Source organism: Ruminococcus sp. 5_1_39BFAA (genome assembly GCF_964240875.1).
In the GTDB taxonomy this organism is placed as follows: domain Bacteria; phylum Bacillota; class Clostridia; order Lachnospirales; family Lachnospiraceae; genus Blautia_A.
In genome coordinates, this window is record NZ_CAXSVO010000005.1 from 1 (window position 1) to 15,488 (window position 15,488).

The window sequence follows — 15,488 nt, forward strand, 5'->3', positions numbered from 1 at the left end:
GAGGAAAATAAAGTTGGTAAAAAACTGGTAAAAGATGAGATAAAAAGTTGATATTTTTTTCAGCACATGTTAATATCATATAAATACGAAACATTTCAATGAAGCTCTTGTTGTATGTTTTACACGTTGCCTTGGAGTGGAGCTGAAAAATCATTCCCCAGAAAATTGGTTTTTGAACACACAATAATACGACAAAGGGAGAGGATAGAAATGAATTTGAATGGATATGGGAGAGGTTCCCGAATCGCCCGGGGATTGGAGACTGCGGATCTTGTACTGAAGAACGCGCAGATAGTTAATGTTTTTACCGGTGAAATCATAAAAGGCGATATTGCCATTGCGGACGGAAAAATTGCAGGGATAGGTTCCTATACCGGAGCAGAGGAAAGGGACCTGCAGGGTAAATTCGTATGCCCGGGATTTATCGACAGCCATCTGCATCTGGAATCTACGCTGGTAACTCCGGCAGAGCTTGTTACCGTGGCATCCAGGCACGGGACTACCACCTTTATCGTAGATCCCCATGAGTCAGCCAATGTGTCCGGGCTGGCTGGAATTGATTATATTTTAGATCAGACATCGGATGTAGACGCCAATGTTTTTGTGATGATGCCGTCCTGCGTTCCGGCAACGTCCATTGATGATAATGGCTGTACCCTGACTGCGGAGGATATGGCGCCTTACCTTGAAAACGAGCGTATTCTGGGGCTGGGTGAAGTGATGGATTATTCTTCTGTTGTGAATGCCGAAGAATCCATGCACAGGAAACTGGCCCTTTTTGAAAACAAGGTTCGCGACGGTCATGCACCGTTTCTCAGTGACAGCGATCTGCAGGCATATGTCATGGCTGGTATTACCACTGACCATGAGTGTTCCACCTTCGAATATGCCATGATGGAGCGGAGAAACGGAATGACAGTCCACATTCGTGAGGGCAGTGCGGCCAGAAATGTGGAAGCGATCATCCGGGGACTGGTGGAGAATCACATGAACGGCGAGGGTTTCTGCTTCTGTACGGATGATAAACACATAGAAGATATTGAACGCGAGGGGCATATTGACCACAATGTGCGGAAATCCATTGCTCTTGGTATGGACCCGGTGGCTGCCATACAGATGGCTACCATCCGTTCGGCTGTCTGCTATGGTCTGAAAGGAATCGGGGCAGTGGCACCGGGATATCAGGCTGACCTGGTGGTCCTGGATGATTTGGAGAGGGTTCAGGTTGAAGACGTTTATTATAAAGGACGCCTGATCGATAAAACTTCGGAAATTGTGGTGAAGGCCTGTGCAGAGGAGCTGAAAAATACTGTTCATGTGGGCGAATTTTCCAGGGAATCCTTAAAACTGACATCTCCTGACGGAGTTTTCCGTGTATTGGAAATGGAGGAGGGCCAGATCACCACGAAAAAGGCGGCAGTGAAGCTGGCTGACGGAGTATGCGAATTCCGGTCTGACAGCCAGTACCAGAAAATTGCCGTTGTGGAACGCCATAAGGCATCGGGAATGGTGGGCGTTGGGATTGTAAAAGGATTTGGCATCCGGGGAGGAGCCATCGCCTCCAGCGTTTCCCATGACTCTCATAACCTTATTGTGATCGGAGATAATGATGAGGATATGGAACTGGCAGTACGGGAGCTGATCCGCACACAGGGCGGCTATACCATTGTGGCGGATCATAAAGTGTTTGATACACTGGAGCTTCCTGTTATGGGACTTATGAGCGATGCGGGTTATCAATACGGCAACGAAAAGCTGAAAGGTATGATAGAAAAAGCGTACAGTATGGGAGTGTCCGGAGGATATGATCCCTTTATCACGCTGAGTTTTATGGCGCTTCCGGTGATTCCGGAGGTAAGAGTTACGCCGCGCGGGATCTATGATGTGCTGACCGGGGAGTTTTACCGGAATTGAGGGCTGTGAAAAGAAATATAAGGAAAGGTAACGGATGAAACCAACAGTTAGAGATATTGCGAAAGAAGCGGAAGTTTCTATCGCCAGCGTATCGCTGGTATTAAATAATAAGCCTTCAAGAATAACAGAAGCAACGAGACAGAGGATCCTGAAAGCAGCAAGGGAGCTTGGTTATGATTTTGAGGAAAAGAAGCGGAAAGCCGAAAAAAGTGTCCAGGAGGCCGCTGTGCCAAGGAAACAGCAGACATCGGTAATTGGAGTGATCCGTCCCAGATACAACAGTGAATTTTCCGATGCCTGCCAGAGAGGAATTGATAAATATGCCAGGGTATACGGCTACCAGACGATAGCCTGTACGGCTGATGATTCCGCAGAGCAGGCGGTGGAGTGTGTGAAAACGCTGGTTGGCCTGGGAATTGCAGGCATTATTATGATGCCGCCCATGGATATGAATGTGTATCAAAATAATGAGAAGCTTGGCGAGGCGCTGAGGACGGCAAAGGTGCCATTCCTTTTGCTGGATCAGGCGATCGACCGTGTTTTCTGCGATTTTATCACGGCTGATAATAAAAGCGGCGGCTATATGGCGGCGGAGTACCTGATACACAAGGGGCACCGGAAGATTGGGATGATCGTGGGGGACAGGGAGGTTTATACCTGCCGGAAGCGGATCGAGGGATATAAGGAGGCGCTGGCCTTTTATAACATTTCCATCCGGGATGAATACATTTTTTACGGTCATTATACGGCCAGAACAGGCTATGAGGGTATGAAATATCTGGACGATATGGGAGTACATGCGGTGTTTACCTATAACGATGAGATTGCCCTTGGCGTTTACCAATATGCCAGAAAAAATGACAAGGTGATCGGGGAAGAGATTTCTGTGGTGGGCTTTAATGATTCTGCCATGGCGCGCATTCTGACACCGCCTCTGACAAGTGTGTCTCAGCCTGGAGAACTGATGGGCAAAAAGGCGTGTGAGGTGATCATCAACAGAATCACCGGGGAGGATAAAGAAAGTGTGAGAACAACGTATTTTACTCCTGTGCTGACGGAAAGAGAGTCAGTGAAATGCCTGAATGAAGGCGAAACTTTCGAATTGTATTAAAATTATAAAAAAATCAGATTTTACGCCTCTGGAGAAATTTCCGGAGGCGCTTTTTTATCATAAATTGCCAAATTAAAGGAGAACAAAAAGAGTTTTTACAAAGTTAATCAAAGTTAATCAAGATACAAATGAGAAAAATATGATTAAATTATTCGAAATAATAAAGAAATATTCGATTTAAATAAAAAAAATAATAAAATGGCGCAGAATAATCAAGGGAACTGGTTAACAAAAACTGGTTGACAAACAGATAAAACATGGTTATAATCATGATTAACAAGGAAAACGTGTGAAACCACAGAAAAAAATAATAATTTGTTAACCTATTTTTAATCATTCAAGGAGGACAAAGAAATGAAAAGAAAAGTTTTGGCACTTGTTCTGACTGCAGCCATGCTGGGCAGCGGATTTTCCACACAGGCAGTAATGGCGGACGAAGGCGAAAAAGAAGAGATCAGCTTATGGTTTTGGGGTGCAGAGCCATATGCGCAGGAGGCTATGCAGAAATTCCTGGTAGATGAGTACAACGCATCACAGGATCAGTATAAGCTTACCGTAGAGTTCCGTCCTTCTGTTGACTCAGATATGACAACAGCTCTGGCTGCTAACGAAGGTCCTGACATTGTATACGGATCCGGCCCTGCATTCGTAATGCCGCTGGTAGAAGCAGGAAAGCTTGAGCCGATGGATACATATGCAGAGGAATATGGATGGGCAGACAGGATCCTGACTCCATATTATGAGTCCGGTACCGTAAACGGAAAGCTTTACAGCCTGACAAATGGTATCAGTACCATGGGCGTTTTCTATAACACAAAGGTTATGGAAGATAACGGATGGGAAATCCCAACTACCATCGAGGAGATGGAAGCAATCATGGATGAGGCGCTGGAAAAAGGAATGTACGCGTCTGTAACAGGAAATAAGGGATGGCAGCCTGTAAATGAGAATTATGCTTCCCTGTTCCTGACACATGTTGCAACACCGGAAACCGTTTACAAATGTCTGACCGGAGAGGAAAGCTGGGTGAACGATGATGTGAAGGCTGCTATTGAGAAGTCGAAAGAATGGTGGGACAAGGGATACCTTGCAGGAGATGATTATGTAAACCTGAATTTCAGTGAGTCCCTCCAGCTTCTCGCAGATGAGAGAGCACCGTTCTTTATCGGACCATCTATCGCGTTCCAGTGGGCTGCTTCCTACTTTGTAGATGACAAAGCAGAAAACATTGCCTTCATTCCGTTCCCTGCAACTGAGCAGGTTCCGGATGAGACTTATACACTTGGTGCTGCCTGCACACTTTCTATCAATGCAAACATCAGCCAGGAGCACAAGGATGAGGCTGCAAAGATCATTGACATTATGATGTCACCTGAATTTACACAGAAGATGACAGAAGCATGGCCCGGATACTGGGGAACCCCGCTGAAGGATCTGTCCACCATTGACACCAGTAATATGAGCTACCTGTCAAAATCCTTCATGGAAGTGGTACAGAATGTATCTGATGCAGTAAATAAGGGAAATTTCGGTTACTATGACAACGTATTCTTCCCGGCAGCAACACAGCAGAGAATCGTTAACATTGATGAGGTTTGGTTTGAAACAACAAGCGTTGATGATTATGTGGAATCTATTGATACAGAATTCCAGGAAGAATTTGAAAAAGGTCTGGTTCCTCCGATTCCGGAGCCTGGAACAAAATAATATGCCCTGAGACATACGCCCCTTAGTGTGCACCAGGAGAAATGCGGCAGATGGTACAAGGGAAAACACCCTGTGTACCACCTGCCTTTTTTGTTTCATAGGAAAGTACTCCATTTTATTCTTCGTGAAGACTTGCTGAACTTTCCTTTGAAACAAAAGACGCAGCTTACGCTGCGGGAATGCGCACTACGCGCAAGAGGAAGATGGTTGCTGGCGCAACCGCGCTCCGGCGCAAGTGTGCGCCAAGGCGCACACATTTTTATTCCATAAATTTGCGGAGGAAAAATATATGGACAGGAAGAAAAAAATAAACTGGAACTATTTTCTCATAGCTCCGGCGCTGCTTATCAGTATTTCGATTATCCTCGTTCCGGGAATTATGACAGTTGTGTACTCCTTTACGGACTGGAACGGGCTTTCACCAAACATTAACTTTGTGGGACTGAAAAATTATCAGGAGCTTTTCGGCGATAAGATCTTTTTTATAGCGATACGCAATAACTTTATCTGGGCGATCATGTTCCTGACAATTCCCGTATTTATTGGTATGTTATCTGCCATGCTTCTTTTGAGCAGAAAAAAGACAAGGAGCATTTATCAGGTGGCGTTTTTGATACCCTACGTGCTGGCACCGTCTGTAAACGCTATGCTTTGGCTGAATATCATGTTCAGTCCGGTAGTGGGCGTGGTAGCCTTTTTGAGAAACAACTTTGGACTTGATATCAGTTCTCCGCTGGCAAACCTGAAATCAGCGATCTACGCATGTGCGGGCGTTGATATCTGGCATTACTGGAGCTATCTTACCGTGATCTATCTGGCAGCTCTCCGCCAGGTGCCCACTGACCAGGTGGAGGCTGCCAAGGTGGAAGGCTGCAATGGATGGCAGCTCTTCCGGTATGTCTATCTGCCTAACATTATGCCTACCGTAAAACTGATGTTTGTGATGATCACCATCGGCTCCTTCCTTTCCTTCGATTATGTGAAGCTGCTGACAGGCGGCGGTCCTGCCCACGCCACAGAGGTTCTGGGCACCTACGCATATTCCTTTGCATTTGGCTCCATGAAGGTTGGAAAAGCAGCGGCAGTCGGTATGTTTATCAGTATTTTTGGTCTTGCTGCATCCTTTGTCTATGCGCGCATGACCAAAAAAGAAAATATGGAATAGAAGGAGGATGCTATGGGAGCTGCATCAAAAAAGAAAAAATTTACAGTGAACTTTGTGACCCATATGGTATTGATCCTGCTGGTAATCATATGTCTTTTGCCTATTGTACTGGTACTGATCAACAGCTTTAAGGAAAATGCAGAAATCGTTGCCAATCCTCTGCGTCTGCCGGTTGTTTACCATTTGGAAAACTATGTTCAGGCATGGACAACAGGAAAATTTGCCAAAGGATTCTTAAACAGTATCAAGTTGACTGGCTGTACGGTTATCATTGTCCTGATCTGTGCATCGCTGGCGGGATACGTGCTGGCTGGGAAAAGGATCAAGGGCAGCGGAGTGGTCCTGATGTATTTCATGGTTGCCATGACCGTGCCCATGCAGTTGTTCCTGTTTCCGCTGTACTATGTATACGCAAAGCTGGGTATGATCGGAAATATTCCGGCAACCAGCGTGATCTTATCTGCAACCTATATGCCCCTTGCCATATTCCTGATGCGTACATTTTTCCTCAATGTGCCAAAGGAGCTTGAGGAGGCGGCGAGGATCGATGGGGCAAATACCCGGCAGGTGATCTGGTATGTTATGCGGCCTGTGGTATCTCCCGGACTGATCACAGTTTCCGTTCTGATCGGGCTTCAGTCCTGGAATGAATATCTGGTGACATCTACTTTCCTTCAGGGAGAGAAGAATTTCACCGCGACCCTTGGATTTTTGTCCATGAACGGAAGCTATGGCTCCAATATGGCTATCCTGATGGCATCAGCAATGATACTGATCGGACCGATCATTATTTTCTTCCTGTTTGCCCAGAAATACTTTGTGGATGGCATGGTAAGCGGAGCGGTAAAAGGATGACGGATTAGGGAGGACTTTATATGGGAATTTTGAAATACAAAAATGATATTTATGCCGGAGTGCTGGGAAAGATTCTGGGGGTCTACCTGGGCAGGCCCATTGAGGGATGGAGCTTTGAAAAGATCAGGGATACCTTTGGCAGCGTCTATTATTATAAAAATCACAAGACAGGGGCGCCGTTGATCGTGCCGGATGATGATATCTCGGGTACCTTCGCATTTTTCCGTGCTCTGGAGGATTGCGGTTATAAAGCAGATATTTCAGCAGAGGAGATCGGCAATGCCTGGCTGAATTATATCGTGGAAAATGAGACGATCCTTTGGTGGGGCGGTCTGTGCAGAAGCACGGAGCATACAGCTTATCTGAGATTGAAAAACGGGGTCAAACCACCTGAGAGCGGATCTGTAAAACTGAATGGCCAGAGCATGGCAGAGCAGATCGGAGCGGAAATATTCATCGATACCTGGGCGCTTGCGAATCCGGGAAATCCGGAAAGAGCTGCAAAAATGGCGAGGGAAGCTGCAAGTGTCAGCCATGATGGAGTGGCAGTGGATGCGGCTGTGTATCTGGCGGTTATGGAGGCAATGGCCTTTGAAGAAAAGGATATTGATGTTCTGCTGGATAAAGGCCTGGGCTACATTGACAATGAAAGCTTTAAATCCCTGATCGGGGAATTGAGAGTGCGATGCAGAAAGGCTGAGGACTGGCATGAAGTGCGCCAGTGGATCGCAGAGGAGCATGGATATGACAAATATCCCGGGAACTGCCCCATGATCACAAATCATCTGACTCTTCTTATGGCATTCATCATGGGTGGAGATGATTTTAATAAGGCGTGTATGATCGCCTGCTCCGCCGGATGGGATACGGACTGCAACTCCGGCAACGTGGGCTGCCTGAACGGTATCCGGCTTGGGCTTAGCGGTTTTGAGACAGGTGCAGATCTGAGAAAACCTGTGGCGGACCGGCTGTATGTGGTGACGAGTGACAGCGGTTCCTGTATCTCCGATGCGGTTCTGGAGACGAGAAAGATCCTGCGGGCCGCAGCCGCGCTGAACGGGGAAGAGGTTGAGATTCCCAGGGAGCGGTTTGCATTTGAATACCCGGGAGCAGTCCAGGGGATCATGCCCTTTGATAAAAATACAGAAGAGCAGGTACTTACCGGGATAGAGAATTCTTATGAAACGACAGGAGAGTATGGCTGCAGGATTTCTTATGCAGGATTGGCAGCAGGTGTCCATGCTTCAGCGGCAGTAGATACATTTATTGATCTGGCGCCAAAGGGAAAGGAGGGAACCAGTTACTTTGACGTACTGTGTTCGCCAACTCTTTACAGCGGACAGAATGTTAAGATTGTTATAGAAGCTTTTGAAGAACACAATCCATTATTGGAGTTTTTTATTGAATATTTTGACGAGAATGACCAATTGGATGAGATGTACAGCTCCAAATATTCTCTGGAAAAAGGGAGAAATGAGCTGGAATGGGAGGTTCCGGACACAAAGGGACATGCCATTTACCGTCTGGGCTTGCGCCTGACCAGTGAAAAACGCCTGGATGGCAGTATTGTGATAAAAACATTGGATTGGTCAAATGCTCCCAGGGTTTACCGTATGGGAAGATCCATGGAGATGACGCCATCTCTGACACCCTGGACCACCACAACAGCATGGCTGAAAACATTTGTGTCGTCAGCAGATCATTTTAATCCGGACTATACGGTGACCTTTTCTATCTGCAATGCGGTGAAAAACGGAGTGGTAACTACGGGAACGGCTGACTGGGCGGATTATAAGGTAAAGAGTGTGATCACCTTTTCGCAGCAGGACAGCGCAGGTCTGGTGGCAAGGGCAAAGGGACACAGAAGATATTACGGCGCTGTACTGACAGAGGGCTGCGCAGTGATCTACCGCCAGCTGGATTGGGAGAGAACGGAAATTGCAAGAGTACCGTATGATTACAAAATTGACAGTACCTATGAGCTTGAATTTGGAGTGAAAGGCGATGTGCTGACACTGATCATAGACGGGCAGTTAGCGGCAGAAGGCAAGGATAGCACGTATACCTGCGGTCAGGCTGGATTTGTGGTAGACTCAGGTGCTGTTTTAGGAGGCGGCTTCGAAGTGAGCAGACTATAATCAGAATGAATTTAAGAATAATCACATAGGGGGAATACAGCAGTATGAGTATCAGACAGTTTGAAGATCAGATTTATTCCGGGGTTCTGGGAAAGATCCTGGGAGTTTATCTGGGACGTCCTGTGGAAGGCTGGAGCTATGACAAGATCCGCGACACATTCGGGGAAATAAAATATTACGTTCATGACAAAGTAGGGGTGCCGCTGATCGTGGCAGACGACGATATTTCAGGAACTTTCGGATTTTTCCGTGCTATTGAAGATAACAATTTTGACAAAAATCTTCCTGCAAAGGCTTTTGGGGATACCTGGCTGAACTATATTATTGAAAACCGTACCATTCTCTGGTGGGGCGGCCTGGGACGATCTACGGAACATACGGCCTATCTGAATTTAAAGAACGGTATAGACGCGCCAAAAAGCGGCGCCATCGAAACCAACGGAAAGACCCTGGCTGAGCAGATTGGGGCGCAGATTTTTATTGATGCCATAGCCATGGCGTGCCCGGATAATCCTGATCTGGCGGTGGAGCTGGTTAGAAAGGCGGCAAGTGTAAGCCATGACGGTATTGCTGTCCAGGCTGCCTGCCATTTGGCAGCACTTGAGTCCATGGCCTTTACGGAAAAAAATATTGATACCCTTCTGGACAGAGCCGGCAAATATATTACAGATCCGCTTCTTATCAGCATTATTGCTGATGTGAGGGAAATCTGCAGCAAGGAGAAGGACTGGCGAAAGGTAAGAGATTATCTGAATCCGAAGTACGGATATGAGGTTTATCCGGGATGCTGTCACATGGTGCCTAACCATGCTATGGTGATCGCTTCCATTTTGCTGGGCGGAGATGATTTCCAGAAATCCATCAGCATTGCATCATCCGCAGCGTGGGATACAGACTGTAATGCCGGAAACGTGGGCGCTTTTAACGGAATCCGTCTGGGCATTGAGGGAATCAATGCAGGGGCAGATTTCAGAACTCCGGTAGCGGATCTGATGTATGTGGTGACTGCAGACGGAGGTTCTGTGGTTACGGATGCAGTGATCGAGGCAAAGAGGATCATCAATACGGCAGCTCATCTTGCAGGGGAAGAGGTTCCGGTATCAAAAGAACGGTATACCTTTGAGTTCCCGGGGGCATTGCAGGGCTTTGCGCCATGTGAATATGCTCATGGCTGTATGAGCGGCGTTTCCCTTCGCAATATCAATGAGCAGGAAGAAAAAAATGGCCTGGAAATCCGCTGTCAGTGTGTGGCAGACGGCGTAACCGCAAATGTGTCAACACAGACCTTTATTGATTTTTCCAAAGTGGCTATGAATTTTTCCACAGTCGCATCACCCACTTTATATTCTTCACAGATCGTGAAAACAAAAGCCAGTGTACCAGGCGGGGAAGACGTGTATCTGACGCCTTACATTTTATACTATGACATTGACAATGAGAGCCAGGTGAAATACGGAGAAGCCTGGAAGATTTCTGAGGAGCCGAAGGAATTTGACTGGAAGGTTCCGGATACACAGGGAATGGCAATCTATAAGCTGGGCTATCAGGTGTCATCGGCAAAGAGGTTTACGGGAAGTGTGGTGATCCACAGCATAGACTGGAAAGGTGCTCCCTCAGATTTTGCGCAAAGGGGAATGCTTATGACGTCTATCTGGAATACCAATCCGCTGTGGCTGGCAAGCTTTGCAAGCTCGGCAGCGCAGTTTGCGGCTGACTTCAAGTATACCTACTGTGTTTCCCATCAGGAAGCTGACGGTCTGGTGACCATCGGTACACGGGACTGGGAGGATTATGCGGTGGAATCTACCGTATATTTCAGCCTTCATAAGGCCGGGGGAATGGTCATCCGGAGCATGGGACATAAGCGGTATTACGGTGCAGTGCTTACCGGATATAATACAGCTCAGATTTTTGTGCAAAAGGACAAAGACAGAAAGATCCTGGCTGAAACGGTCTATGTTTATGAGGAAGATAAACCATATCGCATGAGACTGGAAGCGAAGGAAAACAGGCTGAGCTTCCGGATAAACGGGGAAGAGATTCTGACCGCTGAGGACGATACCTATACCTGCGGCGGCGCTGGCTTTACCATTTCCCGGGGAACCATGACATGTGACAGCTTTATTGTGGGAAAGCAGGAGGGATTATGAGATATATCATAGCTTCAACGGCAGTTACGGATGAGATACGCTTTGCAGACGGAAGAAATGTGGAAAAGGTGGCCGGAGGAGCAGGGATCTATGCGCTGTGCGGGGTGAAGCTCTGGTGTGACGATGTGATGCTCGCCACTGGTGTGGGAGCAGATTTTGACAGTATATATGGAGACTGGTACCGAAAAAATAACCTTTCCATGGAGGGGTTGATCATAAAGGATGAGAAAACCCCGCATACGGTAATTCAGTATTTTGAAGATGGGGAGAGGGAAGAAATTCCGCTCTATGGTCCGGATCATTACAAAAAGATCGAGACAGTTCCAGAGGATCTGGAAGGCTATTTTAAAAGTGCGAAAGGGATTTACATTTTTAAAAACAGTGATGAGAAATACTGGAAGCAAATCCTGAAATATAAGAAAAATTCTCCGGCAAAGGTTATGTGGGAGATAGGAAGCGATGCGACTTTTGAGGAAAATTACAGCCTTGTAAAAGGGATCGCAGGACAGTTGGATATCTTTTCCATAAATATTGGAGAGTCTGTAAAGCTTTTGGGAAAGAAGGAGCTGACGGATATTATAAAAGAGTATCAGACATGGGGATTGCCCCTTGTATTTCTCAGGAGAGGTGCAGAGGGCTCTGTGATGATAACACCTGAAGAGGCCGTGTACGTGCCTTCACAGACAGGGGTCCATGTGGCGGATCCCACAGGGGGCGGAAACAGTTCGTCAGGGGCTGTTCTCTATGGCTTCTGTGAAGGGTTTTCCCCGGAAATATGCGGAATTATGGGAAGCATTTCGGCGGCAATGTGTATTTCCCAGTATGGCGTTCCTGAAGAAATCACAGAAGAAATGCGCGAGAATGCCAGGGAAAAGACTGGGCTTGCATAGCCGCGGAATATCTTTTGACAGCGCAGATGAAGGAGGTAAAAGAGCGTTACATGTTAAGCGATAAGATACGACAGAAACCATCGATCAAAGAAATTCACGACAGATACAGTTATTATTATAATGTACCGGAAAAGGGACTGGTGATAAATGGAAGGCCAGCCATGACACAGATTGACCATGAAAAGGTAGGAGATTTTGTGCTTTTGACAGTGAGAGATCCACTGTGTGCATACGATGAGGATCCGGCAAAAAAGATTGCGGATCAATTGGAAAATCCGGAATTGATCGGATGCTCGGGCATGTTTACCAGCTACAGCGGAACCTATAAGGGGGCTAAGATCACGGTGGTAAGCGGCGGCAGCGGTTCGCCGGAAATGGAACTGATCCTTTATGATTTTATGGAATATACAGATGCAGGAACGTTCCTTCGTGTAGGCGGTTCAGGAGGGATCGGAGATGAGGTAAAGCCGGGAGACGTGGTCATTGCAAGCGGAGTGGTGCGCGAGGAAGGGATGACAAAGGCATATGTTCCCGCACCTTATCCGGCAGCCAGCCATTATGAGGTCATCAATGCCATGGTACAGGCTGCGGAAGCCTTAAAGGCTCCTTATCATGTAGGGGTTACCGTGTCGGTTGACAGCGATTTTGTAGGAGGAGGCAGACCGGGAGTCGGGGGATATATGCAGCCCTGGAACATTGATTTTGCGGGGATCTATAACCGTGCAGGCGTTCTGAACGGAGACCGGGAATCTGCTGCAATTGTAACCTTATCTGCTCTTTTTGGCAGAAGAGGAGGTTCCATTTGCTCCGTTGCCGACAATCTGTGTACAGGAGAAAAGTTCGAGGCAGGAAGCGGACATAATTATGCCATTGAGATCGCGCTGGAGGGCTGTGCCGTACTGAACCGCATGGACCAGCAGAAAAAAGCAGCGGGGAAAAAGCACTGGTACCCGGAAATCTGATTGAGATTCGAATAAGAAATGGAGAATGACAATGAGCAAATATGACAACCCTATGAGCCGTCAGGTAGAGAGTCTGCCGGAGCTGATAAAACAGCAATATGAGGATCTGGAGCCTAAAACAAGGACGGTCCTTTCCTTTCAGGAAATCTTTAATATTCAGAGAATCGTACTGACCGGATGCGGCGATTCCTATGCCGCAGCTATGGCCACAAAACACGCTTTCGAGATGCTGACAGCGATTCCTACAGAGGTGGTTCCTGCCATTGAACTGAGTCGTTTTTACTGTGAAAAACATATGGGGATCGACTGCAGAAATCCTCTGGTGATCTCCGTAAGCAATTCCGGAACAGGAGCGAGAGTGGCTGAGGCTGTACAGAGAGCCAGAAAGCATGGATGCTATGTACTGGGAGTTACGGGAAATATGGAGTCGCCTCTGGCACAGAATTCGGATAAGGTTCTGAAGCTTGAAATCCCTTCTTTTGAGGATGCGCCGGGAACGAGAAGCTATCTGGTCAGCGTCATGGCGCTGCTGCTTCTGGCGGTCCGTTTCGGAGAGGTGAGGGGAAAATATACCATGGATCAGGCCATGGACTACCGCTATGATATTGAAAATCAAGGGAAGCTGTTGGAGAAGCTTCTGCCGGAAATGAAGATGAGCTGTGAGAAGGTTGCGGAGGAGTGGAAGGATTTTCCATGCTACGATTTTGTGGGTGCTGGATTTGATTATGCAACAGCATGGTTCGGTCAGGCAAAGATCCTGGAAGCTACAGGAAAGTTTGCCATGCACATCAATTCAGAGGAATGGTTCCACCTGAACTTCTTTGCAAGGGATGCCAGACATATGGGTACGGTTCTGGTGGCAAACACTACCAATCCTGCTATGAGCAGAAACAGGGAAATGCTGAAATATGCCAATGAGCTTCACAGGCCGATGGTGGTGATCACAGACGGCAGCGAGGAAGACTTTGGCGGTGAAAAGGCGGAATACATTAAAGTTCCTGCGCCAAAGTATCCCATTTCCATGCCTCTTACCCATTTTGCCCCCGTGTGTCTGATCGCAAGCTATATTTCCGTTCTTATTGGTGAAAAATATGGACGCGGATGTGAGGATGAGTGGAGCTTTTGCAAAGGCGGGTACTGTGTGAAAAACAGCGAAATTATTGTGAAATAGGGGGAAAGGGCAGTGGCAGTTTTAAAAAATATCAAAATTTCAACCACATATAATGAGGTCCATGACATTACAAAAGAGGTAAAACAGGTGGTGGAGGAGAGCGGGATCCAGGAAGGAATCTGCATCGTACATAATATGCATTCCACGGCGGGCTTGGCAGTTTTTTCACCATGGGACCCGGATGGATTTGTGGATCTGGATGAGGAGATCCGCCGTCTTGTACCAACAAGAATTGACTTCAAGCATCAGCACGATACACCCCAGGATGCGGCAGGACATATTAAATGTGCGCTTCTGGGAGTGACGCAGACATTTATCGTCCATGGGGGAAAGCTGCTTCTGGGCGGCTCTCAGGGGATTTATTTTCTCGAGTTTGACGGACCGAGAAACCGGGAGTTTTATGTGAAGGTTGTAGAGGATTAGTGCAGGAGATTGCACAAGAACTACGTGATTAGTGATAGGAGGAATATCTATGAAAAAAATAATTCTTGACTGTGATCCTGGTATGGATGATTCTATGGCGATCGTGATGGCTGCAAAATCTCCGGACATTGATCTGCTAGCCGTAACCACAGTAAATGGAAATTATCCGGTGGATGTAACCTGTGCAAATGCCAGAAAGACTCTGGAAATGCTGGGAATAGACAATATTCCTGTTGCCCGGGGATTGGAAAAGCCTATGGTGAGAAATGCGCCAAGCGACCCGTTTACCCACGGGCGGGACGGGCAGGGGGAAAATTTCCTTCCTGATCCCAGGCTTCCCCTTTCTGACAAGCATGCAGTAGATATGATCATCGATCTGGTAAAAGAGAATCCCGGAGAGGTTACACTTGTGGCAACCGGACCGATGAGTAATATCGCAACAGCATTGATCAAGGAGCCGGGAATCAAGCCAATGATCAAAGAAATCGTGGCAATTTCAGGTGCATTCGGTCTGAACAAATATGCTTTTTTGAATGCAACAGGCGATACGCCGCAAAGCGAATGGAATGTTTATGTTGACCCGGAAGCAACAAAGATCGTGTACGAATCAGGCATCCCGCTGGTGGCGCTGGGGCTTGATGTGGCAACATATTTTGACGTTAATTTCAGTGAAGAGGATATTAAGCTTCTGGATGAAAGCGACAAAAAAGAGGCAAAATTTCTGCGTCAGGCGATCCGTTTTAACGGAGGAAGAGGATTTGATGCCTATTGCACCGTAATCGACTGCATGGCAGTTGCCTGTGTGATCGATCCTACGCTTGTGAAAACCATGAAAGCTCATGTTGGCGTTGAGACAAAGGATGGACTGACCCTTGGTATGACAGTGGTAGACCGCAGGCACCATCATGTGTGGGAGCAGCTTCCGGTCATTGAAATCGGATGCAGCGCGGATTACGGAAGATTTCTGAAGCTGCTTCTTGACCTTGTTTTGGAATAGGAGAC

At 47.2% G+C, this 15,488-nt stretch carries 12 protein-coding genes; all 12 read left to right on the top strand.

Annotation, left to right across the window (positions count from 1 at the left end):
* Window positions 1-210 precede the first annotated feature (210 nt).
* The 12 genes from ade to ACESZH_RS08255 all read left to right on the top strand — a co-directional run bounded on the left by ade (window position 211) and on the right by ACESZH_RS08255 (window position 15,483).
* On the top strand, window positions 211-1,914 hold the full coding sequence (gene ade, locus ACESZH_RS08200; RefSeq protein WP_373214496.1) for an adenine deaminase: 1,704 nt from the start codon (window positions 211-213) through the stop codon (window positions 1,912-1,914).
* A 34-nt stretch (window positions 1,915-1,948) separates the two neighbouring features.
* Window positions 1,949-3,025: a LacI family DNA-binding transcriptional regulator gene (locus ACESZH_RS08205; RefSeq protein ID WP_373214494.1), complete on the top strand. Its 1,077-nt coding sequence runs from the start codon at window positions 1,949-1,951 to the stop codon at window positions 3,023-3,025.
* 354 nt (window positions 3,026-3,379) lie between these two features.
* Window positions 3,380-4,732, top strand: coding sequence for an ABC transporter substrate-binding protein (locus tag ACESZH_RS08210; RefSeq protein WP_373214493.1), 1,353 nt, complete (start codon window positions 3,380-3,382; stop codon window positions 4,730-4,732).
* A gap of 289 nt (window positions 4,733-5,021) precedes the next feature.
* The gene (locus ACESZH_RS08215; RefSeq protein WP_373214490.1) at window positions 5,022-5,897 is read left to right on the top strand and encodes a carbohydrate ABC transporter permease; all 876 of its coding nucleotides are present in this window, start codon (window positions 5,022-5,024) and stop codon (window positions 5,895-5,897) included.
* A gap of 12 nt (window positions 5,898-5,909) precedes the next feature.
* Window positions 5,910-6,752, top strand: a complete 843-nt coding sequence (locus tag ACESZH_RS08220; protein WP_373214487.1) for a carbohydrate ABC transporter permease — start codon at window positions 5,910-5,912, stop codon at window positions 6,750-6,752.
* A gap of 20 nt (window positions 6,753-6,772) precedes the next feature.
* A complete protein-coding gene (locus tag ACESZH_RS08225; RefSeq protein WP_373214484.1) occupies window positions 6,773-8,890 on the top strand; it encodes an ADP-ribosylglycohydrolase family protein in 2,118 nt (705 codons plus the stop codon).
* Window positions 8,891-8,934: 44 nt separating this feature from the next.
* Entirely contained in the window at window positions 8,935-11,040 is a 2,106-nt protein-coding gene (locus ACESZH_RS08230) for an ADP-ribosylglycohydrolase family protein (RefSeq protein ID WP_373214482.1), read from the top strand.
* Window positions 11,037-11,930 carry a carbohydrate kinase family protein gene (locus ACESZH_RS08235; protein ID WP_373214480.1) on the top strand — a complete coding sequence of 298 codons (894 nt, stop codon included), beginning with the start codon at window positions 11,037-11,039 and terminating at the stop codon, window positions 11,928-11,930. Before ACESZH_RS08230 ends, ACESZH_RS08235 begins: the two co-directional genes overlap by 4 nt.
* Before the next feature lie 50 nt (window positions 11,931-11,980).
* Window positions 11,981-12,892 (top strand): nucleoside phosphorylase, encoded by a 912-nt coding sequence (locus ACESZH_RS08240; RefSeq protein WP_373214478.1) that lies wholly within the window; start codon window positions 11,981-11,983, stop codon window positions 12,890-12,892.
* A gap of 31 nt (window positions 12,893-12,923) precedes the next feature.
* Window positions 12,924-14,063, top strand: coding sequence for an SIS domain-containing protein (locus ACESZH_RS08245; RefSeq protein WP_373214475.1), 1,140 nt, complete (start codon window positions 12,924-12,926; stop codon window positions 14,061-14,063).
* A gap of 12 nt (window positions 14,064-14,075) precedes the next feature.
* On the top strand, window positions 14,076-14,486 hold the full coding sequence (locus ACESZH_RS08250; RefSeq protein WP_373214472.1) for a secondary thiamine-phosphate synthase enzyme YjbQ: 411 nt from the start codon (window positions 14,076-14,078) through the stop codon (window positions 14,484-14,486).
* Window positions 14,487-14,535: 49 nt separating this feature from the next.
* Complete coding sequence (locus tag ACESZH_RS08255) at window positions 14,536-15,483, top strand: nucleoside hydrolase (protein WP_373214470.1); 948 nt, start codon at window positions 14,536-14,538, stop codon at window positions 15,481-15,483.
* Window positions 15,484-15,488 lie beyond the last annotated feature (5 nt).